Source organism: Shewanella carassii (genome assembly GCF_019670705.1).
In the GTDB taxonomy this organism is placed as follows: Bacteria; Pseudomonadota; Gammaproteobacteria; order Enterobacterales; family Shewanellaceae; genus Shewanella; species Shewanella carassii.
The window spans coordinates 3,929,825-3,952,373 of the sequence record NZ_AP024618.1 but is presented as its reverse complement, the minus strand read 5'-3'; the positions used below and the strand labels follow the sequence as shown (position 1 = coordinate 3,952,373).

The following is a 22,549-nucleotide window of genomic DNA, read 5'->3' as shown; positions in this document are numbered from 1 at the left end:
TTGACTGTTGAGTCTGGCTAACTGAGTGAAAGCCGTTATGCCTGCTCGCGGGCGATGGCGCGATAGCCTATGTCGGTTCTGAAGTAGACATCGTCCCAATGGACTTCATCCACCAGGGCATAAGCGGCCTGCTGGGCCTCGGTCACTGTGTTGCCCAACGCGGTGGCGCACAATACCCGGCCGCCATTGGTAACTACATGGCCATCGACCATCTTGGTACCGGCGTGGAACACCTTGGCTTCATTATTGCCGAGCGACAGCCCTTCGATAACATCACCCTTGCGGTAATCATCCGGATAGCCCCCGGCGGCCATGACCACACCGACGGCGGCGCGCTGATCATATTCGGCGCTGACCTTGTCCAGCTCACCACGGCAGGCGGCCAGGCAGAGCTCCACCAGATCCGACTTGAGGCGCATCATGATAGGTTGAGTCTCGGGGTCGCCGAAGCGGCAGTTGTATTCCAGCACCTTGGCGCTGCCATCGGCGGCAATCATCAAGCCGGCATAGAGGAAGCCGGTGTAGACATTGCCTTCGGCGGCCATGCCGTCAACCGTTGGTCGGATAACATTGGCCATGACCCAATCGTGCACTGTTTGGGTGACAACCGGCGCCGGGGAGTAAGCACCCATGCCGCCTGTGTTGGGGCCGTTGTCGGCGTTGTCACGGGCCTTGTGATCTTGGCTGGTGGCCATAGGCAGAATATTGTTGCCGTCGACCATCACGATAAAGCTGGCTTCTTCGCCGCGCAGAAACTCCTCAACGACCACTCTGGAGCCGGCTTCGCCGAACTTGTTGCCTGCCAGCATATCGTCGATGGCGGCATCGGCCTCGGTTTGATCCTGGGCGATGATCACCCCTTTACCTGCGGCCAGACCATCGGCCTTGATCACCACAGGGAAACCTGTGCGACCGGCAAGCTCGGTGACATAGGCCTTGGCCGGGGCAATTTCAGTGAAGTTCTGGTAGTCGGCGGTTGGGATCCGGTGGCGGGCAAGAAAGTCTTTGGTAAAGGCCTTGGAGCCTTCCAGTTGCGCTGCCGCTTCGGTGGGGCCAAAGATATTCAGGCCTTCGGCGCGGAAGGCATCGACCACTCCCAGTACCAGAGGGGCCTCTGGGCCGACTATGGTGAGGGCTATCTGTTGTTGCTTGGCAAAGGCCAGCAGCGCCGGGATATCCGAGGCTTCTATCGCCAGGTTTTCCAGCTTGGGCTCCAGCGCAGTGCCGGCATTCCCCGGAGCAACAAATACGGTTTCCACGGCGGCAGATTGCGCTGCCTTCCAGGCCAGGGCATGTTCACGACCACCACCACCAATCACGAGTACTTGCATCTTCTTATCCTTTTTCGCTTAACGCCTTGCGGGCAGCTTCAGGCCGGGCAGGGCTTTGTTACGGCGAATCGCCGGAGGTTATTCCGGCGATAAGTTCATTGCATCAGTGCAGGCCGGTTTGGGCCTGCTGACTATCAGTGACGGAAGTGGCGCATATTAGTAAATACCATGGCCATTCCATGCTCGTCTGCAGCGGCAATCACCTCTTCATCGCGGATGGAGCCACCGGGTTGAATGATGCAGCTGATACCGGCAGCAGCAGCGGCATCGATACCGTCGCGGAAGGGGAAGAAGGCATCGGATGCCATCACTGAACCTTCCACGACCAAGCCTTCATCGGCGGCCTTGATACCGGCGATTTTGGCGCTGTAGACCCGGCTCATTTGACCTGCGCCCACCCCTATGGTCATGCCGTCTTTGGCATAAACAATGGCGTTGGACTTAACGAATTTGGCGACCTTCCAACAGAACAGCAGATCTTTGATTTCTTCGGCAGTAGGTTGACGCTTGCTGACCACCTTGAGGTCGGCCTCGGTCACCATGCCCTGATCTCTGTCCTGGATCAGCAGACCACCGTTGACCCGCTTGTAATCCAGGCCCTTGGTGCGGCCTTGCCACTGACCGCATTCAAGCAGACGGACATTGGCTTTCTTGGCAACCAGCTCGCGGGCTTGCTCGCTGACCTTAGGAGCGATGATCACTTCAACAAACTGACGCTCGACAATGGCCGCCGCAGTGGCGCCGTCCAGCTCACGGTTGAAGGCGATGATGCCGCCGAAGGCCGAGGTAGGGTCTGTCTTGAAGGCGCGGTTGTAGGCGTCCAGCAGATCGCTGCCCAGGGCGACACCACAGGGGTTGGCGTGCTTGACGATAACGCAGGCGGGTTGCTCAAATTCCTTGACGCATTCCAGTGCGGCGTCGGTGTCGGCGATATTGTTGTAAGACAGCGCCTTACCCTGCAGCTGCACGGCAGTGGCGACCGAGGCTTCGTCTGTGTTGAGGTCAACATAGAAGGCGGCACTCTGGTGGCTGTTCTCGCCGTAACGCAGATCTTGTTTCTTCAGCAACTGAGTGTTGAAGGTGCGCGGGAACTTGGAATCCTGATGACACTCATCCTTGCTGTGGGCCGGAACTTGAGTGCCGAAGTAGTTGGCTATCATGCCATCATAGGCGGCCGTATGTTCAAAGGCGGCAATGGCCAGATCGAAACGGGTCGCCAGAGTGGTTGAACCCTGGTGGGCCGCCATTTCTGCCAGTACGCGTTGATAGTCAGAGGCGTTGACCACTATGGTGACATCTTTGTGGTTCTTGGCCGCGGCGCGCACCATGGTCGGGCCGCCGATATCGATATTCTCGATGGCGTCTTCCAGGGTACAACCCGGCTTGGCAACGGTTTCGGCGAAGGGGTAGAGGTTAACGGCCACCAGGTCAATCGGGCCTATGCCGTTGGCTTCCATGACGGCTTCGTCCTGGCCTCGACGGGCGAGAATACCGCCATGCACTTTGGGATGCAGTGTCTTGACCCGGCCATCCATGATCTCTGGGTGACCTGTGTAGTCTGAAACTTCAATGACAGGTACAGCGTTATCCGCCAGCAAGCGGGCGGTGCCTCCGGTGGACAGCAGTTCAACGCCCTGGGCATGCAGCGCCTTGGCGAACTCCAGGATTCCGGTCTTATCAGATACGCTCAAGAGCGCGCGACGTATGGGTCTGGCATTATTCATTTGGGTACAGTATTCCACTTTTTTATATTCAAGGATCTTTCGGAAAACCAGGCAGTGCTGATTGGCATTGTTTTCCAAAAGTCCCTCGAATGGTCCGGGAACCCTCAAGGCGCGCCGTATTTTAACGTAAAACGATTTGCCGCGGTGTTTTTTCTACGCGTTTCACAATATTGCTCTGCGAACAAGCCAAAACCCCGAAGCGGGATAAAAAACACTTGACCTTGGATTAAGCTCTAAGCTTTATACTTGAATAGGAATTATTAGCAGGAACTGCATATGTACAGGATAGGTGAACTGGCCAAGCGCTTTGATATCAAGGCCGATACCCTGAGGTTTTACGAGAAACACGGCCTGCTGGCACCCTCTATGCGCACCGACTCCGGTTACCGGGTCTACAGCGACAGGGATGCCGAGCGGCTGAAGTTTATTCTCAGGGCCAAGGCGGTGGGTTTTACCCTGGGGGAGATAGCCGAACTCTTGTCCATTGAACTGGATAAGTCCAACCGTGCCTGCAGCGATGTCAAAGGCATGGTGGACGACAAGTTGGATAAGGTGCAGCAGAAAATTGCCGAGCTTAATCAGTTCCGCCAGTCTTTGCAGTTACTGTCGGATACTTGCTGTGGCGGCCCTGAAAGTGCCGAGCATTGTTCGATTTTGGAGGCGTTGGAGTCCTGTGACGATGAGCTGTCCCCCAGAGTCGAAACCGGCAAGGGTCACAATCACAGTCATGCCAATAGCCGTGTAAGTAGGGGCGCAAAATCATGTTGATGGATAATTTTATTGAGCTGTTTCTCGAGTCGGCACCCTGGCTGCTATTGGGGCTGGTGCTGGCGGGGCTGCTGAAGGTTTTTGTTCCCATGAGCTGGATGCAAAAACAATTGGGGGGCCATGGCCTCAAGACCACGGTTAAGGCGGCCCTGCTGGGCGCGCCTTTGCCGCTGTGTTCCTGCGGCGTTATCCCGGCCGCCGTTGGCCTGAGACGCAGTGGCGCCTCCAAGGCGGCCACCACCTCTTTTCTGGTATCGACCCCTGAAACCGGTGTCGATTCGGTCACTGTGTCCTATGTTCTGCTCGGCCCCTTTATGGCGATTGTCAGACCTATTGCCGCGGTATGCAGTGCCATAGTGGCGGGTTTGTTGGTTGGCCGCGATGATGAGCCGGTTTTGCCCTCTGAGGTAGTGAAGAAGAGCGAGCCGGAAAAGGCTCAAGCCAAAACAGTGGCTCAGTTCAAGCCGGCAGCCGCCGCCAACTACAGTCCTCTCAAGGCCGCGCCGACACAAGCTCAGAGTTCCTGCTGTGCCCCGGCCAAGGTGCAAGAGGCAGACTGCTGCAGTACGGCTAAGATCAGTACCGCTAAGGCCAGCACCGTCGGCGGGTCTTGTTGCTCTTCGGTCAAGGAAGAAGCCACTCAGTCCTGCTGCTCTCAACCTAAGGTAGCGACGGCTTCATGTTGTTCATCATCGCAATCGGCCTCGAACTGCTGCGACAGTGACGATATGGCGGCTGAACTCAAGTCGAAGTCTGTCTTGCATAGAGTGCTGGCCGGTCTTAAGTATGCTGCCACGGATCTGGTGCGTGACACCGCCATCTGGTTGCTGGTGGGGTTATTCTTTGCCGCGCTGGTACAGACCTATGTTCCGGGAGACTTCCTGGCCCAATGGGGCGGCGGTATTCTGGCCATGTTGGTGATGGTTCTCATCTCCATCCCCATGTATATCTGTGCCACAGCTTCGACGCCGATAGCGGCAGGTTTGCTGCTGGCCGGGGTTTCTCCGGGCGCTGTATTGGTGTTTATGCTGGCGGGACCAGCTACCAACATAGCCACCCTAGGCGTAGTAGCCAAAGAGATGGGTAAACGGGCGCTTTACGGCTATCTTGGCGGGGTACTCGGGGTGGCGCTGCTGGCCGGAATGCTGGTGAACCTGCTGGTGGCGAACTTTGGTTTTGAAGTGATGCCGCAGATAGGGGAAGAGCACCAGTTACTGCCACAGGCTGTGGTCAATTGGTCGGGGATTATTCTGGCGCTGCTGATGGCCAAGGTGATTTACGACAAGATCCCCAGGCGTTGGCTGCGGCGGGATTGCTGCTCCGGCTGACACTCAACTGAATATAGGGAAAGGCGCTCGATTGAGCGCCTTTCGTTTTATCTATTGCCAAACAGGGGCTGTGAAGGGAGGGGGTCATTTGCCTTGTTTGATATTCTCCACAGGATTGAGTTTGGCCTGTTTCTTGGCCATTTTGGCGGCCCGCTTCTCCTTGGCGGAGTGCATGGGTTTCTTCTTTTGCTCTTTGCTGTTTCTGTGCTCTTTCATGGTGTTTATTCCATTGATAGCGAAAGCCTGGCTGGGGTTTATCTCCCCGCTTCCTGCAATTTAAGATCCACTTACAGCTGGCATACCGGTCAGTCAGACACCGGCGTGATTCAACCAGTTGGTCGGCCAGGGCCGACTCGGATATTTTACGCCTGTTACCGAAATACTGCTGTCGGCTTCAATAGAATATTTGAGAATAAGTTTTTGTTTTTGAGATGGTATTTGACTAAGGAGCGAGAACAAGTTTTATCTGAGCTCTGCGTCGGCTTGCTGGCCTGAATGCAAGGCGCGGTTCGCAGCCAATGGCCCTTTGCAAGAATTTTCTAAGAGTATTTCACTACAAAGTGGCCAGGGTTTGCGAAAGCTTGTGCGAGAGCGAGTGAAAGCCTGGACGAATCAGTCGCTGCCACAACCCTTCTTTAAAGTGCTTCCGCCTTGAGTATGGCTCTTGGGCGTCTTACACGGTACTGCACCAGGCTGACCCCGGTCAGCACTAAAGCACCGCCGACATAGTGAGGGACTCCCAACTGCTCACCCAGTAACGTGGATGCCAGCACGGCAGTGAAGATTGGCATCAGGTTCATAAAGATGGCGGTTCTCTCTGTGCCCAGTAGGGCTATTGCTTTGATCCAGGCCCAAGGCGCCAGAATCGAGGCACAGATAGCGGCATAGGCTATCAAGGGCAGTGAAGCCTGAGTAATGCTGATACTGCTGGCAAAGAGCAGCAGGGGGGACAGCATGAACACGGCGAACAGTATTTGCATGTACAACAAATCCCAGGTCGGCAGTTGCAGTGACCAGCGTTTCAACAGCACGCCGTAGAGGGCGTAGACCACGGCGGCCAGCAACAACAAGAGATCGCCGGGTACCACAGAGGTTGACAGCCGGGCCAAGTCGCCTTGGCTGAGCATAAACAGCAAACCGCTGAAGGAGACAAAGGCGCCAAGCAGTGCCAATTTGGAGAGCCTCACTCCAAGCAAAGGCACCGCCAGCAACAGGCTGAGAACCGGCACCAGAGAGGTGATCAGCGCCATATTGGTGGCGCTGGTGGTCGCGGCGGCAAAATACGCCAGGCTTTGGTTCAGCACCATTCCCAGGCTTGCCAGCACGGCGAGTTTGCCAAGATGGGGACGGATCATGGCGCGGCGGCGCCAAACCCCGGGGAGCAGCACTGGGGTCAAGAGCAAAAGTGCAAAAGCCCAACGGTAGAAAGAGATGGCTTCCGGCGCTATGACACCGGCGGAAAGTTTATTGACCAGACTATTGCCGGCCCAGATGGCTACCGCCAATAAGGGAAACAGATACAAAACAGGGCTCCTCAGAACTAAGAGCAAGGCTCAACAGACAAACCTGGGTTGGATAATTGGGGGCAGATTATTCCACGTCTTATGTGATATACATATCTGTTATCAGACAAAGTCAACCCGCCTTCGGACATTTGCATATGGCCAATATCTATCATCCACCTGAGCAGCATCCCGGTGATGGCTCGCAGGTGTTTTTCTATTATCAGCAGTTTTCACCCGATACGCTGACGCCCATGCACAGTCATGCTTGGGGGCAACTGCAACTGAGCCGCGGCGGTTTGATGGAGCTGGTGGCTCAAGGACGGCGCTTTATGTCGTTGTCGCAGTGCGGTATCTGGATCCCAGCCGGAGTAAAGCATGAGAGTTACATGCGCCGCTGCGTGCAGTACAGTTCAATGAATGTGCCACGGGAACTGGCAGCCAGGCTACCCAAGCACATCTGTCTGCTGGAGTTGAGCCCGATAGCGGAAGCTATTTTGATGGATTTGAACTCAAGAGGCGTCGAGCTGGCACATACACCTGAGGATCAAAGACTGCTTAAGGTGCTGTTGGATCAGCTGGGTCAGGCCAGGGAAGTACAACCCTTTTTACCGGTAACCGACCATCCCATGTTGCAGGCCATCGCTGCCGAGCTGGAAGCCGAGCCTGAGGGCGGGCGCAGTTTTGCCGCCTGGGCCAATACCTTAGGTACCACAGAACGCACTTTGGCGCGCTTGTGCCAGGCAAGGCTTGGAATGAACTATACCGAGTGGCGGCAACGCTATCGTTTCATCCACAGTTTGCAGCTGCTGCGACAAGCGATTTCAGTGAAGGAGGTGGCACTGACGTTGGGTTACCACCAGACTTCGCCCTTTATCAGCCTGTTTCGCAAGTACGCAGGTTGTACACCGCAGGCCTACAGGCAACAGCTGGCCCAAGGAAGTGCGCTTGTCTTACCTTGAAAAAAGGGGCGCCCTAAGGCGCCCAAAAAGGTGGCTCGAAACTAAGTAAGCTATCGGAGTAGTTTGGGATTACTCCTGATCTGCGCGTTTTTCGCGTTTTTCCCGTCGTTTTTCTTTCAGGGATTTAGTCGGTTTTTTCTTTGCTTTTTCTTTACTCATGAGCATATCTCCTCTTGAATACCCTCACATCATGCCGCCGCTTTGCTCAATGTGAGGGCAAGCTCCTTATCTCCCGGCCGGGAAAGAATCGGCGGTCAATAAGGTGTAAGCCATAACCCAAATCAGTTGAACTGGGTCGTTCACGGCTGAGTTAAATCCTTCAAGGCACTATCTCCTCTTATTTCAGTGTGATAAGCATGCAATTAGGTCGGTAGGCAGGGCCTTGGTTGATTCAGCGACAGGATCTGAAACAGTACTGGGCCACCTGGGACATCCACTTCAATTAGGTCATTCAAGGTACATCCGAGCAGGGCTTCGCCCAGGTCGGACAATACTGAATAGCGGCCTGAGTTGGGGTCGTGTTGTTCTGGATATACCAGCTCTACTTCGAGAGGCTCGCCGGTTTTGAGATTTTGTAGACGCGCCTTGGTTCCCGGGTGCACCACACCGCCGCCGGGACAGGGCTGTGCCAGCCTGGCGATCACCGATGCCAGGGTCAGCGGTCTCAATGACACATTGAACGAGTTTTGCAGATAGAGCTGCGATGTTTTGAATGAAAATAGATCTGCCAGTGCAGACAAAGACTTATACACCACCACAACCTCACAGGCTGAAACGGAAAATGAATAGGAAACTTTGTTACTGCCGGATGCGCGGCCGCACCCGGCTTACACTGGAAATGTCAGTGAGGTGCTCTTGAGAGGTAAAGTGTGACTGTACATAATGAGCCTCCGCAACATCAATGCAAGCACTTAAAAATAAGGGAAAAAATTTAACCAACGTCCACCATAGCCCAAGGAGATCGGAAAAGCAAACCCTCAGTGGTCGCAGCAGATATTGGTCGGGCTCATCTGGGCCCAATTCTCCGGTGGAATGACATAGGGGGGCACGTCCAGTACCAAGTTGCCCCAACGTTGGAACAAGGCTTCATAGAAGTATTCGATAAAGGTGCGGCATTTTCTCGGTAGATAGGCGCGTTTGGGATAGATGAGATTGACAGTGACATGTTCCATGGGGAAATCTTGCAATATGGGGACTAAGTCGCCGCGTTGCAGTGCGTCATAGGCAATCATCATAGGTAGGCTAGCGATCCCAAGACCATCTATGGCAGCTTCTCTGGCCAGGGTGATATTGTTGACCTGAAGGCGGCAGTCGGGAATGATCTCTTGCCATTGCTTGCCATCAAAAATCCGCCAGTTGCCATCTATGTAGGGCGATGCCAGACGTATTCCTCTGTGGTCGAACAATTCTGCCGGAGTGAGCGGTGTACCGAATTTTTGCAGATATTTCGGACTGGCCATTAGCACCTTGTGGGCATTTATCAAACGGAAATTTTCTAGTCTGGGATCATCGACTCTCTGGACATGGAACATGATATCGATCCCTTCTTCGACCATATCCACCTTGCGGTTGGTCAGCTCGGCTTCTATTTGCATTTGCGGATAGTCTTCCAGAAACCTGGCTATCACAGGGCCGAGCACTTGCTGACCAAACTCTATCGGGCAAACGATACGCAAGTTACCGCGGATAGTCTGTTGGCTGGCGCTGAGTTGATCTTCGGCGCTGCGCAAATCTGTGAGTATTTTATTGACCTTGTTGAAGTAAATGGAACCGGCTTCGGTGAGTTTCAGGCTGCGGGTGGTGCGCAGCAACAGTTGCACCCCGGTGTTGTGCTCTAACTCGGCTATCTTGCGACTAACGGTCGCTTTAGTGATGCCCATCGCCTTGGCTGCGGCAGTAAAACTCCCTTTATCAACAACTTGAGCAAAAATTTGTACCCGATTGAGATCCATTTTATTGTTGCACCTGTGAAACAGTGGGTTGAGTGTATGGCATCTAATAAACTTGCTGAGACAGTTGTAAAATACCACCGCAAAAATCAGGAGTCTAATAATGTCCATGTTCAAGGTTGCCGACGTTATTTTCGGCTTTCTTCGAATGTGGTTACAGCTATAGGTTGTCAGACTTATTGAAGGCACAGAGCGTGCTTATATTAAAACTGATATTGCTTTTGCTCGACTCTTGGTGCCGGATGGGTTAACTGGGTGGAAAACTGAATAGTTTCCGATCCTCCCATCTATGACCCGGTTAGCCGATACAGGTTTATCTCGATGCGTTTCCCGACCATACCTTTACAGGTGTTATCGATCGCTTGCTATCGGCTTCCGGCACCAAACCTACCCCGCCTGCTGCAGGTTAATTCGCTTTTCTCACCCATTGGTTCTCGGCTGCGTCGAGAGATGGTTTTGCGTAACAACCAAAGCCGGTTACTTTAACGGCCGGGACGGGCGTTCACTGTTTTATCGACCAGTTCGTGGGGCCGATCAATGATTGGAGCGTGCGTCTATTGAGCATACATATTCACCCCTCTCATCGTACTCATTGCTGAGATATTTTGCGCCTGATTTCAGCCTGGTGTAGGCTGAGTGGCCGATAAATAACAGAGTACTATCCGTGCAGTGGCAATTATTACCCTTTGCTGAGTTAACCCTGGACACCCTCTATGAATTGATGAAACTGAGGGTGGACATCTTTGTGGTAGAGCAAAATTGTCCCTACCCCGAATTGGATGAAAAAGACAGAGCGGTGGGGGCCATGCACCTGCTTGGCCGCAGCAACTCCGGAGAGTTGTTGGCCTATGCCAGGCTGCTGCCAGCCGGGGTCAGTTATTCCCAGGTCAGTATCGGCCGGGTGGCCGTTGCCGCCAAGGCCCGAGGGGGTGGCCGTGCCAGACAGCTGATGCAGGAAGCGATTGGCGGCTGCCATAAGCTGTGGCCCGCTGAAGATATCAAGATTGGCGCGCAGGATTATCTGCGGGCGTTTTATCAGAGTTTGGGGTTTGAAGCGGTTTCAGAGGTCTATCTGGAAGATGGCATTCCCCATCTGGATATGTTGTTGCACTCTCAAAAGAAGGACACTTGAATGTCGTTATATCGTATAAACCAGCGTCAAATCGTTTGTGTGGCCAGCTTTCTGGCCAAGCCGGGTAAGGAGCAGGCCTTGATTGAGGCTCTTGGTGCGCTGATCCCAGATACCCGCAAGGAGGATGGCTGCATTCGCTACGAATTGAACCAGAGCCGCGACGAGCCCCGCCGGATCACTTTCGTTGAGAAGTTTGTCGACATCGAATCTTTCGATCAGCACTGCGCCAAAGACGCTATCCAGCACTATTTCCATCAGCAGATGCCTGAGCTGGTAGAGTCCCATCATGTAGAGACTTATCAGGAAATCATCGTCTAATCTTTCCGGGACGTATTGCAAATCGCTGCAACTAAAAATGCCCCGTTAGGGGCATTTTTCAGGCTCGGAGGCGAATATCCGGCTGCAGATCCAACTCACCTGCCGAGGAGATAGTCGCCAGCTGGGTATGCTGGGCTATGATGGCCAAAGGGCCGCTGAGCAGGTTACGTACAAACAGCAAGCGATAACCATATCCCTGAATGCGATAGAAGGCGAGTTGTTGCTCGGCAGTCATGGCATGCCAATGAATGCTGTTACCAACCTGGTCGGCATCCGGCTTTCGTCTGTCAGGTACTTGTGTGGCGATCATAGTGACTCTTACCCCGGGAAACCATCGCTGACTAAAAAGGCGCTGCAGCTGTTACGTATTTGGCTAATATAACAGGCTTGCGCGGGGTAAAATATGATTTTGTGCAAAAAACGCGCAAATTAGCGCTTCGGGGTTAACCTCAAGGCTTAAGCCTGCCGCCTCCGACAACCGGGGCAAAATAGATTGAGTCATAAACAAGGAGCTGCATGTTGTCATATATTGAACCTGTGTTTCGGCCGCCATCAGAGTGGAAATCTCTCATACTGCAGGTGACCAATGGTTGCAGCTGGAATCGCTGCGCCTTTTGCGACATGTATACCCAGGAGCAGAAGCGTTTCAGGGCGTTCAAGTTGGAAAAGGTGGAAGCAGACCTGCGCCGGGTTGCGGCCTCCGGCGCCCAGGTGAGCCGGGTGTTTCTGGCCGATGGTGATGCCATGACGTTGCCGTTTTCCAGGCTGGAACAGATTTGTGAGCTGATCCATCACTACTTGCCCAATGTCAGTCGTATCAGCAGCTATTGTTTACCGCGTAACCTAGGCAACAAGAGTGGGGAGCAGCTACTGCGGCTGCGGCAACTCAAGTTGTCCTTACTGTATGTCGGTTGTGAGAGTGGCGATGATCAGGTGCTGAATCGTATCGGCAAGGGTGAGAGTTACGCCTCCTCGCTGGCGGCGCTGGAGAAAATTCGTGCCGCCGGAATAAAGTCATCTGTGATGATACTCAATGGTCTGGGTGGCGTGGCTTTATCGAGGCAACACGCACTTAATTCGGCGCGGCTGATGAATGCGGCGCAGCCGGATTATCTCAGTACCCTGGTGGTGACTCTGCCACTTGGCAAGGAAAGAATGGATAGTGCGTTTGATGGCGACTTTCAAATGCCGGACCAAAGACAACTGTTGCAGGAGATGCGTTATTTGCTGCAGGCGCTGGAGTTAGAGCAGACCATTTTCCGCTCGGATCATGCTTCCAATTATTTGGTGTTGAAAGGCATACTTGGCCGGGACAAGGCCAGATTGTTGGCGACGGTTGAGGAGGCGCTCGCAGGACGCTTCGCCCTGCGAGCCGAGTGGCAAAGAGGTTTGTGATCAGTCCTCTTGCCGCTCAGTGATCCTTATGTCCCGTGCCGGACAGGGGATCTGGATCCCTGCTTGTTGCAACCCTTGCCAGATTTGCAGATTTATTTGGTACTTATCCTGGAAATAGCTGGCAGTGGGGACCCAATAGCGCACACCTATATCTATGCCTGTACTGTTGAAGCCATTGATACCCACCTGTGATGGGGAGTTGGCATCGACACTGGGATGGCTGCCGAGCACCGCCTGGGCTATGGCTATCGCATGCTGGGGATCGGCCTTGTAGTCGATATTGAAGTGGGTTTCTACCAATTTGTTGGCAAAGGAGTTGTGCAGTATCTCGCCGATAATGTGTTTGTTGGGAATGCTGATCTGCTCGCCCTCCTCGTTGGTGAGTATGGTCAGCCCCAAATGAATATCTTTGACCAAACCCGTGACGCCTTTGACCGTGATGGTGTTGCCCACGATAAAGGGGCGGGTGACGATAATGGTCACCCCGGCGGCATAGTTGGACAGCATGCCCTGAATCGCCAACCCGGCACCCAGTGACGCGGCGCCTATGGCTGCCACCATGGGCGTGACGCTGATCCCCAGTTTGCCCAAGGCAACGATGGCGATCATTATGACAATCAGTATCCGTACCAGATGGGTGACAAAGGTCGCTAGGGTGACATCGACATTGTGTTTTTCCAACTGACGGCCGACCGTGTTGGCTACCTTGGCGGCCAGCCACAACCCCAGCAGAAAGATGATCAGCGCTCCCAGGAGTTGGAAGCTGTATTTCACCAAAAATTCGGTTATCAGATCATAGACATTTTGCAGCTGTGCCAATTCCTGTTCCAACCCGGTATTCTTCATTGCTTGGCTCCTTTCCTGAAATGCCGCAAGATATGGAAACGATATTCCTGAGTCATGTCACTCACTTGTATATAACAACAAGGTATTCTGCCTCTTTGCCGTGGCAAATTAAAAGGAAACTATATGAAGTCTTTTGCAATACTGCTCTCTGCGTGTTTGACCCTGTTTGTCAGCCCTATGATCCAGGCTTCCGAATATGCCGTGGGAGATAAGCTGGAACCCATTTCGCTGCAGGATCAGCACGATGCCGCCAGAGTGATGGACAGCTCGGCCAAGTATCTGTTGTTTGGCCGTAGCATGAAAGGCGGGGAGATCATCAAAACCGCACTCGAAGGCCGTGATAATCAGGCGTTGCAACAGGCGGGTATCTTTTACCTGGCCGATATCAGCGGTATGCCATCCTTGATCGCTAAATTTGTTGCCATCCCACAAATGCAGGATCTGACTTTCAGTATTGCTCTGGACAAAGAGGGTGAGATCAGCAAATTACTGCCCGCTGCCAAGGATGCCGCCAGCCTGATCTCTCTGGACCAGTTGACCATCACCAAGCTGCAATACTTTGATGACGCCGAAGCCCTGAAGCTGGCTCTCAAAGACGCCGGTCTGCAAGACTGAGTCCTTGGCAGCTCGAGCTTCAGCCGAGCTGCAGACTCAACATACTGATAGCCCCCATCTCCAGGCTGTTGTTGAACAGCAGCCTGCGCTCTCCCGGGAAGGCGCTTCCCAACAAATAAAACAGCGGCTGCAGATGCTCATCTGTTGGATGACACAGCTCGGCCGTGTCGGCATCGACCAAGGTTTTGTAGTCCAGCAGCGCTGAGTATTCTTCTGCCATTAAGCTCTCGGTAACCGCCTGATGAAACCGGGAGGCCCAAGGCCATGGTGGGTTACCAGGTGCCAGGGCGCGCAGATTGTGGACCACATTGCCTGAACCTATGAGCAGTACGCCTTGCTCGCGCCAGCGCCTTAACTCGCGTCCCACCTGGAACTGCTGTTGCGGGCTGAGGTTTTGATCCAGACTCAATTGAAATACCGGAATATCGGCCTCGGGGTAGAGGTGAACCAAGGCCGACCAACTGCCATGATCCAACCCTTGCGAGTCGATACGAGTGACAGGAATGCTCAGACTGGCAGCAATCTGCTCCGCCAACTCCGGCGCGCCGATGGCCGGGTACTGCATGGCAAAGAGCTCGGCGGGAAAACCGCCGAAATCATGTATGGTTTGCGGCCGACTAGCGGTGGAAATAGCTGTGCCCCGTGTCAGCCAATGGGCCGAAAGTAGCATTATCGCTCTGGGGCTGGGAAGTGTTTGTCCTAGCGCTTGCCACTGCTTTGTGGTGGTGTTGTTTTGCAAGGCGTTCATCGGGCTGCCATGGCCCAGAAACAGCGCCGGCATTATTTGTGTTGCGGACATAGAGTCTCCAAATCAGCGGTAGAATGCAGTATGCCGTTCCTGACATATCTGCCTTCAGCTTACCCGGATGCTCGATTGAAAATAATCGCAAAATACTCGCCATACTCTCCCATTAAATCGAATATCCCCTGCTCTCTTGCTTGCCGCTATGCTTTACCTGTAGCCGTTTGCTTTGAAGCGCCTTCAAGCGAGCAGCAATCATGGTGTGTATTTGAGGGTGAAAGTAGTAATTGCATGATTCTTAATGCTTTTATTTTGTAGTCGCTGCGACTTGGATTTGTGGAATAAAAAATTGATTTTAATGTATAAAAATTCATTGCGTGAGCGGCGGAAATAGCGTTTACTGCGCTGGATTTTAACCCGCTTCGGCGAGGCTGTTCGCCGCACTTGAATGTCGAGGAGACACAGGGCCAATGAGCCAATTTCAATCTATTGATGTTGCTGATTACTATGACAATGAAACCTTTGAGCGTATCAAAGCTTTTGCCAGTGATAAGGTGACACCTTTTGTGGTGATAGATACCAAGATCATCGCGAAACAGTATGATGATATGGTGCAGAGCTTTCCCTTTGCCAGCGTTTATTATGCAGTAAAGGCCAACCCGGCACCTGAGATCCTCAGCTTGCTGCGTGATAAGGGCGCCAATTTTGATATAGCTTCCATCTATGAGCTGGATATGGTGATGGAGTTGGGTGTTTCCCCCGAGCGGATAAGCTATGGCAATACCATTAAAAAACGCAAGGATGTCAGAGCCTTCTACCAGCGTGGCGTGACTATGTTTGCCTCTGACTCAGAGGCCGATCTGCGGATGATTGCCGAAGAAGCCCCCGGGGCCAAGGTCTATGTGCGGATCCTCACCGAAGGGACAGAAACCGCCGATTGGCCTTTGTCGCGTAAGTTCGGCTGCCAAAATGAGATGGCCTATGAGCTTTTGGTGCTGGCCAAGGCGTTGGGGTTAAAGCCTTACGGCTTGTCGTTCCACGTGGGCTCTCAGCAACGGGACATCGGGGCTTGGGACGCGGCTATAGGCAAAGTGAAGGTGATCTTTGACCGGCTCAAAGAGGAGCACGGCATAGTGCTGGAGATGATCAATATGGGCGGCGGCTTTCCGGCCAACTATATCGACAAGACCAATAGTCTCACCACTTACGCCGAGCAGATCATTCACTTCCTCAAAGAGGATTTTGGTGAGCAGTTACCCAAGATAGTGTTGGAACCCGGGCGCTCCTTGATTGCCAATGCCGGTGTGCTGGTCTCTGAGGTGGTATTGATCAGCCGCAAGTCCAACACGGCACTGGAGCGCTGGGTATTTACCGATGTCGGTAAGTTTTCCGGGCTGATTGAGACTATGGACGAAGCGATTAAGTTTCCGATTTACACCGAGGCTCAAGGGGAGCTGCAACCTTGTGTCATAGCCGGGCCTACCTGTGATAGCGCCGATATCATGTATGAACAGTACAGTTACGGTTTGCCAGAGGAGCTAGCCATAGGTGACAGACTCTATTGGTTGACCACTGGCGCTTATACCACCACCTATTCGGCGGTGTGCTTCAATGGTTTTCCCCCCTTGCAAGACTACTATTTATAATCTCGGCGAAGAGTGAGGCTTTAGCTGAGATCGATTTAGACAGGGCGCCAATAGGCGCCCTGTCTGTTTTAGATTAACTGTTGGCCTTGAGGATGGCGAACACTTGTTCTTTCAGCTCCAGTTTACGCTTTTTCATCTCTTTGACTTCCTGAGTATATTCACTGGATAGCTGGCTCTCCTTATGCTTGATCTCTTTGTCCAGCAGATTGTGTTCATCAAAAAGCTTCTGAAAATGATTATCGCTGTTCTTGAGACTGGTGATCTGATCGCGGTATTCCGGAAACATTGGCGCACTCCTGTTGGCTGGGGGATTAGTATTAACCCTAACTCGTTTGAAGTGGTGAATATGTGACCTTGATCAACTGAGAACCGAGTCATTTGTTGCAGGTGAGTCGAGGTTTTTGCTGCTATGCTTTTGATTAATATGTTGTAAGAAATGCTCCGATATCATTGATGTTTGGTAACTGTTTTACGATTTGGTGTTTGGTTGTTGTCATAAAATCTGTGATCAAGTTAATCTTATCTGTCTGCTGACTGGGTTAGAGTCTGAATAAGACGAATTTTATAATCAAATTTGAAAGAGGTTTTCACTATGGCTGATGTATTTCACTTGGGTCTGACCAAAGATATGTTGGATGGCGCCACTCTGGCTATTGTGCCCGGCGACCCTGAGCGAGTTAAACGTATCGCTGAACTGATGGACAAACCGACCTTCCTGGCCAGCCATCGTGAGTACACCAGTTATCTGGCATATCTTGATGGTAAGCCTGTGGTGGTTTGCTCTACCGGTATTGGTGGTCCTTCGACCTCTATCGCAGTGGAAGAGCTGGCGCAACTGGGGGTTAATACTTTCTTGCGTGTTGGCACCACAGGTGCGATTCAGCCCCACGTGAATGTCGGGGATGTGATAGTGACTCAGGCTTCGGTGCGTCTCGATGGCGCCAGTTTGCACTTTGCACCTATGGAGTTCCCCGCTGTGGCCAACTTTGAGTGTACCACTGCCATGGTTGCTGCCTGTCGCGATGCCGGTGTTGAACCACACATTGGGGTTACAGCCTCATCCGACACCTTTTACCCGGGGCAGGAGCGCTATGATACTGTCAGTGGCCGGGTAACCCGCCGTTTCGCCGGTTCAATGAAAGAGTGGCAGGAGATGGGCGTACTCAACTACGAAATGGAGTCGGCGACTCTGTTCACCATGTGTGCCTCTCAAGGCTGGCGTGCTGCTTGTGTCGCCGGTGTGATTGTCAACCGTACCCAGCAAGAGATCCCCAATGAGGCAACCATGAAACAAACTGAAGTCAGTGCGGTTTCCATTGTGGTCAACGCCGCCAGAAAACTGCTGGCCTGATTAGGTTAAAATGGAAAAGGCGCTCAACGAGCGCCTTTTTTAAGGTAATTTTTCGGCTCAGAAATGGTACTGAGCTATCACCGAATAGGTGTTCTGGTCGATACCGTCCACACCATACTTGTTCTGCCAGTAATCATATTCGATACCCACCAGGAGTTTATCCTTCTTGGCTTCACCAAAGAGTGTGGCGCCTAGGTCATATTTTATCTGGGGATTGAAGTGGATATTTTCTTTATAACCGTCTTCATCGGCGGCGAATACCCAGTCAATAAAGCCATCGAAGACAATCTTGCTGTTGCCCACTGGAATATCCATGCGGAACACAGGAGTCAATTGCCAGCCATCGCTGATATTGGCGCTGTTTTGGGCGTCGCGGCGATAGGTGTTCAGCTGGAAATAGGTGAAGTAGGGCAGTTTGAGATCCATGCCGACACCGTAGAGTAGTGTCTCAACCGGGCCTTCACCCTCTTCAAACGTCAGTGCCAACGACAGGTCGGTTACCGGACCGAAACCTACAGGTTCGCCGAGAATTTTACCGGCGCTGAAGCGGGTAGAGATCTCGCCATAGGTCGTATTGTCTTTGCCGCCATTGTGACCGTTGAAGTTGATAAAATCTTGAAACACAAACCAATCACCGTATTTCCAGCCGCCGGCGGTTTCCAGAGTAAAAGTGGTTTGCTTATCGGATGGTGCCAGATCGTAGTCTTGGCCATAGAGTGCCGTTACACTGAGATCCCACCATTGCACTAGAGGTTCGCTGAATGCTTGAGGTGAGAGCAGCAGAGCTGCGCACAGGCAGATTTTTTTCATCTTAGAGTATCCCTTTGGTAGAGTCAGAAGCGATTTGCTGTTATGCCGACAGCTGTTGGTTGACGAAACGTTTCGCCAAGGTTGAATTCTCTGATTCGATTGCCGGTCAAAAAGCCATGGCAATATAGGGAAAAACCGCGTCGGACTCAAAGCTTTTTTAAGCTGCTGGATCACGGTTGAGATAATGATATTTTTTGATTCTGAATCAATATTTTATGTTGTATTTTGTGAGCGATTGTTATCATTTGCCTCTGTGTTGACTTAAGGAAATGTTGCATTTTGTGAGCTGAAAGTCATTTGTGCCGTTCATCTAAGGCCGTTTCAACGGGAATGTGATGACATATTATGTCGAAAAGAGGCAAAACTACTGATATAGTGCCTGCAATGGACACTTGATTTCTGGGGGAGGGATATATGGCGTCTTCGGATCCCATGCTTTATTGGGCCTTAGTCGGTATAGTACTGATGCTGGCCGAACTGATACTGCCTGGCGGGATAGTGGTATTTCTCGGTGCCGCCTGTCTGGTGGTCGCCGGGGCTATCTGGGTGGGGGTGGTCGAGGGATTGGCACAAAGCCTAACCCTGTGGTTTATCTCCTCAATCGTCTTGTTGTTGAGCTTCAGGCAATTGACTCAACGCTTGGTGGGGGGCGACTCCCACGTTGGCAATACCGACGAGGAGCTGGATCTGTTTAATCTGCCGGCTCGGGTCAAGGAAACCATTGGACCGGGTGAAAAAACCGGTCGCGTCGAATTTCAGGGGGCGGATTGGCCAGCACTGGGAGACGGCTCGGAGATCCCGGCCGGTACTCGGGTGAAGGTTATCTGTCGCGATAATATCGCTCTGGTAGTGGAACCGCTCGACGACTCTGAATAATCAATCAAGCAGGAAGGACTCTATGTTTGCATTTACCATTTTTATACTCTTTGTTCTGTTCATTCTCTATAAGTTGATGTTGATTGTGCCCATGCGTGAGGTGCATGTCATTGAGCGTTTGGGAAAATTCCGTACTGTACTGCAGCCTGGCTTTCACTTTTTAATCCCCTTCTTCGATCGAGTCGCATATCGGCACGATACCCGTGAGCAGGTGCTTGATGTACCGCCGCAGAGCTGTATCTCTAAGGATAATATCCAACTGGAGGTTGATGGCCTGGTCTATCTCAAGGTGATGGATGGCAAACTGGCCAGCTATGGCATTGAGGATTATCGTCTGGCGGCGGTGAATTTGGCACAAACCACAATGCGTTCCGAGATAGGTAAGCTGACACTGAGCCAGACTTTCTCCGAGCGTGATGCGCTCAATGAGGCAATTGTCCGCGAAATCGACAAGGCGTCCGATCCCTGGGGGATCAAGATGCTCAGATATGAGATCAAAAATATCAGCCCATCCAGGCATGTGATCCACACCCTGGAGAAGCAGATGGAAGCCGAGCGCCGCAAGCGCGCCGAAATCACCCTGGCCAGCGCCGAGAAAGAAGCGATGATCAACCTGTCTCAAGGTGAGCGTCAGGAAGCGATTAACATCTCTGAGGGTCAGAAACAGAAGCGCATTAACGAGGCTCAAGGTACGGCGCAGGAGATTGCGATTGTTGCCAATGCCCAAGCTGAGAGCATGGCCATGATCGCCAAGGCGCTGGCGGTCAATGGCGGTAACGAGGCGATGAACATGCAGCTGAAAGAACAGTTTATCGAACAGGTCGGTGAGATCTTGCAGAAGGCCGATATTTCAGTGGTTCCCACTGAACTGGCGAAGATGGAAGGTTTTTTCGAGGGTATTCAGCAAGTCAGCAATACTGCTGCCGGTAGCAAAGGAGCGCGCAAATGAATCTGGGACAGATAGATACCGACATGGTCGTACTGGGGATCTGGGGACTGATTTTCCTGGTCTTTATCATCAAGCTGTTTCAGTCGATTCGCTTGGTGCCAACCAAATCCGCCTACATTGTGGAGCGTTTGGGTAAATACCATATGACCCTGGACGCCGGTTTCCACGCGCTGCTGCCATTTATCGATAAGGTTGCCTATATCCATGACCTTAAAGAAGAAACCATAGATGTGCCGCCTCAGGAGTGTTTCTCCAGCGATGAAGTGAATGTCGAAGTCGATGGCGTTATCTATATTTCTGTGGTGGATCCGGTCAAGGCCAGCTACGGGGTAACCGATTACCGTTATGCTGCTATTCAACTGGCGCAGACAACCACCCGCTCTGTGATAGGTACTCTGGAGCTGGATCGCACCTTTGAAGAGCGCGACTTGATTAGTGCCAAGGTGGTAGAGGTATTGGATCAGGCCGGTGCCACCTGGGGGATTCGGGTGCATAGATATGAAATCAAGAATATTACGCCGCCGGAAACTGTGAAAAATGCCATGGAGATGCAGGTCAATGCCGAGCGTGAGCGCCGGGCATTGTTGGCCAAGAGTGAAGGCGATAAGCAGAGTAAGATCAATCGCTCCGAGGGTTTGAAGCAGGAGATGATCAACCACTCCGAGGGTGAGATGCAGCGCCGAATCAACGAGGCCGAAGGTAAGGCCGAGGAGATACTGGCGATTGCACGCGCTACAGCAGGTTCGATAGAGAAGTTGGCCGAAGTGATCGCTGCGCCCGGTGGCAAAAATGCACTGCGGATGCAACTGGGTGAGCAGTATCTGGCGCAGCTCAATGGTCTGAGCAAGCCTGGCAGTAAGATAGTCTTGCCGGGTAACATGGTGGACTTTGAATCCTGGATGGCCTCAATTGGGCTGACGGAAGAGAAAAATCCTAACGTTTGATACAACTGACGGGATCAAAAAAGCCGCTCTTGGAGCGGCTTTCTTATGGTGTTAAGTTGCTGAGTCAGACTATCAAGACTTGGTGCGTTTCATCGCGGTGAAGAACTCTTCATTGGTCTTGGTCATTGCCAGCTTGTCGATCAGGAATTCCATCGCGCTGACTTCATCCATAGGATTGAGGATCTTACGCAGGATCCACATCTTCTGCAGCTCATCCGGTGTAGTCAGTTTCTCTTCACGGCGGGTACCACTGCGGTTGAAGTCAATGGCAGGGAACACCCGCTTTTCAGCGGCCTTGCGTGACAGATGCAGTTCCTGGTTACCTGTACCCTTGAACTCTTCGTAAATTACTTCGTCCATCTTGGAGCCGGTATCGATAAGCGCAGTGGCGATAATGGTCAGACTGCCGCCATTTTCGATATTACGGGCTGCACCGAAGAAACGCTTGGGTCTGTGCAGTGCGTTGGCATCCACACCACCTGTCAGTACCTTGCCTGATGAAGGCACAACCGTGTTGTAAGCCCGAGCCAGACGGGTGATAGAGTCCAGCAGGATCACTACGTCTTTCTTGTGTTCAACCAGGCGCTTGGCCTTTTCGATAACCATCTCTGCAACTTGTACGTGACGGCTTGCAGGTTCATCGAAGGTGGAAGCGATCACTTCACCCTGAACCAGACGCTGCATTTCAGTCACTTCTTCAGGACGTTCGTCGATCAGCAGCACCATCAACACCACTTCAGGGTTGTTGTAGGTGATTGACTGGGCAATGTTCTGCAGCAGCAGAGTCTTACCGGCTTTAGGCGGCGCAACAATCAAACCACGTTGGCCCTTACCCACAGGGGAACAGAGATCCAAAATTCGGGCGGTGATATCTTCGGTGGAACCGTTACCGCGTTCCATACGCAGACGCTCTTCTGCGTGCAGTGGGGTAAGGTTTTCAAACAGGATCTTGTTGCGGGAGTTTTCAGGCTTATCGAAGTTAACTTCGTTGACTTTCAGTAGAGCAAAATAGCGTTCGCCTTCTTTGGGGGGGCGAATTTTGCCGAAAATAGTGTCACCCGTTCGCATGTTGAAACGGCGGATCTGGCTTGGAGAAACATAAATATCATCGGGACCGGCCAGATACGAACCATCGGAACTGCGCAGGAAACCAAATCCATCCTGAAGTATTTCCAGAACGCCGCCGCCGAAGATGTCTTCACCGCTCTTGGCATGGGCTTTCAATATAGAGAAGATGATATCCTGCTTGCGGGCACGAGCCATATTCTCCAGCTTCATTTCTTCGGCCAGTGCAACTAAGTCAGCAATAGACTTGTTTTTTAATTCAGTTAAATTCATTTTTGGTGGGTCTTGTTTCACGC

The 22,549-nt window shown here is 52.5% G+C and carries 24 protein-coding genes; 12 read left to right on the top strand and 12 right to left on the bottom strand.

Translation table 11 applies throughout. From position 1 onward, the window contains the following. Positions 1–35: 35 nt before the first annotated feature. Together purD and purH are read right to left on the bottom strand one after the other, a co-directional pair. Positions 36–1,331: a phosphoribosylamine--glycine ligase gene (gene purD / locus K5621_RS17785; protein ID WP_221049921.1), complete on the bottom strand. Its 1,296-nt coding sequence runs from the start codon at positions 1,329–1,331 to the stop codon at positions 36–38. 134 nt (positions 1,332–1,465) lie between these two features. Then, positions 1,466–3,055 carry a bifunctional phosphoribosylaminoimidazolecarboxamide formyltransferase/IMP cyclohydrolase gene (gene purH / locus K5621_RS17780; RefSeq protein WP_028781381.1) on the bottom strand — a complete coding sequence of 530 codons (1,590 nt, stop codon included), beginning with the start codon at positions 3,053–3,055 and terminating at the stop codon, positions 1,466–1,468. Between the two features lie 276 nt (positions 3,056–3,331). Here purH and zntR point away from each other — a divergent pair, with 276 nt between their 5' ends. Next, on the top strand, positions 3,332–3,823 hold the full coding sequence (gene zntR / locus K5621_RS17775; RefSeq protein ID WP_028781380.1) for a Zn(2+)-responsive transcriptional regulator: 492 nt from the start codon (positions 3,332–3,334) through the stop codon (positions 3,821–3,823). Beyond that, a complete protein-coding gene (locus K5621_RS17770; protein ID WP_028781379.1) occupies positions 3,817–5,151 on the top strand; it encodes an SO_0444 family Cu/Zn efflux transporter in 1,335 nt (444 codons plus the stop codon). The genes zntR and K5621_RS17770 overlap by 7 nt, the downstream gene beginning before the upstream one ends. Before the next feature lie 84 nt (positions 5,152–5,235). On the opposite strand, the gene K5621_RS20105 is transcribed toward K5621_RS17770, so the two are convergent. Both K5621_RS20105 and K5621_RS17765 read right to left on the bottom strand, forming a co-directional pair. Continuing rightward, positions 5,236–5,367 carry a hypothetical protein gene (locus tag K5621_RS20105; RefSeq protein WP_096141150.1) on the bottom strand — a complete coding sequence of 44 codons (132 nt, stop codon included), beginning with the start codon at positions 5,365–5,367 and terminating at the stop codon, positions 5,236–5,238. A 419-nt stretch (positions 5,368–5,786) separates the two neighbouring features. Continuing rightward, a complete protein-coding gene (locus K5621_RS17765; protein ID WP_245003108.1) occupies positions 5,787–6,674 on the bottom strand; it encodes a DMT family transporter in 888 nt (295 codons plus the stop codon). A gap of 137 nt (positions 6,675–6,811) precedes the next feature. Here K5621_RS17765 and K5621_RS17760 point away from each other — a divergent pair, with 137 nt between their 5' ends. Beyond that, positions 6,812–7,615 (top strand): AraC family transcriptional regulator, encoded by an 804-nt coding sequence (locus K5621_RS17760; RefSeq protein WP_221049920.1) that lies wholly within the window; start codon positions 6,812–6,814, stop codon positions 7,613–7,615. A gap of 362 nt (positions 7,616–7,977) precedes the next feature. Here the strand turns inward: K5621_RS17760 and K5621_RS17755 are convergent, their stop codons facing one another. Both K5621_RS17755 and K5621_RS17750 read right to left on the bottom strand, forming a co-directional pair. Then, complete coding sequence (locus K5621_RS17755; protein WP_167387625.1) at positions 7,978–8,367, bottom strand: GreA/GreB family elongation factor; 390 nt, start codon at positions 8,365–8,367, stop codon at positions 7,978–7,980. A 225-nt stretch (positions 8,368–8,592) separates the two neighbouring features. Continuing rightward, entirely contained in the window at positions 8,593–9,567 is a 975-nt protein-coding gene (locus K5621_RS17750; protein ID WP_100141892.1) for a LysR family transcriptional regulator, read from the bottom strand. A gap of 661 nt (positions 9,568–10,228) precedes the next feature. Here K5621_RS17750 and K5621_RS17745 point away from each other — a divergent pair. Then, entirely contained in the window at positions 10,229–10,696 is a 468-nt protein-coding gene (locus tag K5621_RS17745; RefSeq protein WP_221049919.1) for a GNAT family N-acetyltransferase, read from the top strand. Next, positions 10,697–11,014 (top strand): putative quinol monooxygenase, encoded by a 318-nt coding sequence (locus tag K5621_RS17740; protein WP_025011549.1) that lies wholly within the window; start codon positions 10,697–10,699, stop codon positions 11,012–11,014. It abuts the gene before it with no gap. A 58-nt stretch (positions 11,015–11,072) separates the two neighbouring features. Here the strand turns inward: K5621_RS17740 and K5621_RS17735 are convergent, their stop codons facing one another. Continuing rightward, positions 11,073–11,324: a hypothetical protein gene (locus K5621_RS17735; protein WP_221049918.1), complete on the bottom strand. Its 252-nt coding sequence runs from the start codon at positions 11,322–11,324 to the stop codon at positions 11,073–11,075. Between the two features lie 206 nt (positions 11,325–11,530). Here K5621_RS17735 and K5621_RS17730 point away from each other — a divergent pair, with 206 nt between their 5' ends. After that, complete coding sequence (locus K5621_RS17730) at positions 11,531–12,409, top strand: radical SAM protein (protein WP_221049917.1); 879 nt, start codon at positions 11,531–11,533, stop codon at positions 12,407–12,409. Here the strand turns inward: K5621_RS17730 and K5621_RS17725 are convergent, their stop codons facing one another. Next, a complete protein-coding gene (locus K5621_RS17725) occupies positions 12,410–13,255 on the bottom strand; it encodes a mechanosensitive ion channel family protein (protein ID WP_100141835.1) in 846 nt (281 codons plus the stop codon). 123 nt (positions 13,256–13,378) lie between these two features. On the opposite strand from K5621_RS17725, the gene K5621_RS17720 reads away from it, so the two are divergent. Then, positions 13,379–13,870, top strand: coding sequence for a hypothetical protein (locus tag K5621_RS17720; RefSeq protein WP_100141836.1), 492 nt, complete (start codon positions 13,379–13,381; stop codon positions 13,868–13,870). Positions 13,871–13,889: 19 nt separating this feature from the next. On the opposite strand, the gene ygiD is transcribed toward K5621_RS17720, so the two are convergent. Continuing rightward, on the bottom strand, positions 13,890–14,669 hold the full coding sequence (ygiD, locus tag K5621_RS17715) for a 4,5-DOPA-extradiol-dioxygenase (protein ID WP_221049916.1): 780 nt from the start codon (positions 14,667–14,669) through the stop codon (positions 13,890–13,892). A gap of 413 nt (positions 14,670–15,082) precedes the next feature. Between ygiD and K5621_RS17710 the strand changes: the two genes are divergently transcribed. Further along, positions 15,083–16,258, top strand: coding sequence for a type III PLP-dependent enzyme (locus K5621_RS17710; protein WP_100141838.1), 1,176 nt, complete (start codon positions 15,083–15,085; stop codon positions 16,256–16,258). 73 nt (positions 16,259–16,331) lie between these two features. Here K5621_RS17710 and K5621_RS17705 read toward each other — a convergent pair whose 3' ends face one another. Beyond that, entirely contained in the window at positions 16,332–16,544 is a 213-nt protein-coding gene (locus K5621_RS17705; protein WP_100141839.1) for an HP1242/YdcH family protein, read from the bottom strand. A 306-nt stretch (positions 16,545–16,850) separates the two neighbouring features. Between K5621_RS17705 and udp the strand changes: the two genes are divergently transcribed. After that, the gene (gene udp / locus K5621_RS17700; protein ID WP_100141840.1) at positions 16,851–17,609 is read left to right on the top strand and encodes a uridine phosphorylase; all 759 of its coding nucleotides are present in this window, start codon (positions 16,851–16,853) and stop codon (positions 17,607–17,609) included. A 57-nt stretch (positions 17,610–17,666) separates the two neighbouring features. Here udp and K5621_RS17695 read toward each other — a convergent pair whose 3' ends face one another. After that, positions 17,667–18,419 carry an outer membrane protein OmpK gene (locus K5621_RS17695; protein ID WP_100141841.1) on the bottom strand — a complete coding sequence of 251 codons (753 nt, stop codon included), beginning with the start codon at positions 18,417–18,419 and terminating at the stop codon, positions 17,667–17,669. A gap of 414 nt (positions 18,420–18,833) precedes the next feature. On the opposite strand from K5621_RS17695, the gene K5621_RS17690 reads away from it, so the two are divergent. The 3 genes from K5621_RS17690 to K5621_RS17680 are packed head-to-tail and all read left to right on the top strand — an operon-like array spanning position 18,834 to position 21,188. Continuing rightward, positions 18,834–19,295 (top strand): NfeD family protein, encoded by a 462-nt coding sequence (locus tag K5621_RS17690; protein ID WP_100141842.1) that lies wholly within the window; start codon positions 18,834–18,836, stop codon positions 19,293–19,295. Between the two features lie 22 nt (positions 19,296–19,317). Beyond that, positions 19,318–20,244, top strand: a complete 927-nt coding sequence (locus K5621_RS17685) for an SPFH domain-containing protein (RefSeq protein WP_100141843.1) — start codon at positions 19,318–19,320, stop codon at positions 20,242–20,244. Beyond that, positions 20,241–21,188 carry an SPFH domain-containing protein gene (locus K5621_RS17680; protein ID WP_100141844.1) on the top strand — a complete coding sequence of 316 codons (948 nt, stop codon included), beginning with the start codon at positions 20,241–20,243 and terminating at the stop codon, positions 21,186–21,188. The genes K5621_RS17685 and K5621_RS17680 overlap by 4 nt, the downstream gene beginning before the upstream one ends. 72 nt (positions 21,189–21,260) lie before the next feature. Here the strand turns inward: K5621_RS17680 and rho are convergent, their stop codons facing one another. Then, positions 21,261–22,526 (bottom strand): transcription termination factor Rho, encoded by a 1,266-nt coding sequence (gene rho / locus K5621_RS17675; RefSeq protein ID WP_039034049.1) that lies wholly within the window; start codon positions 22,524–22,526, stop codon positions 21,261–21,263. Between the last annotated feature and the right edge of the window lie 23 nt (positions 22,527–22,549).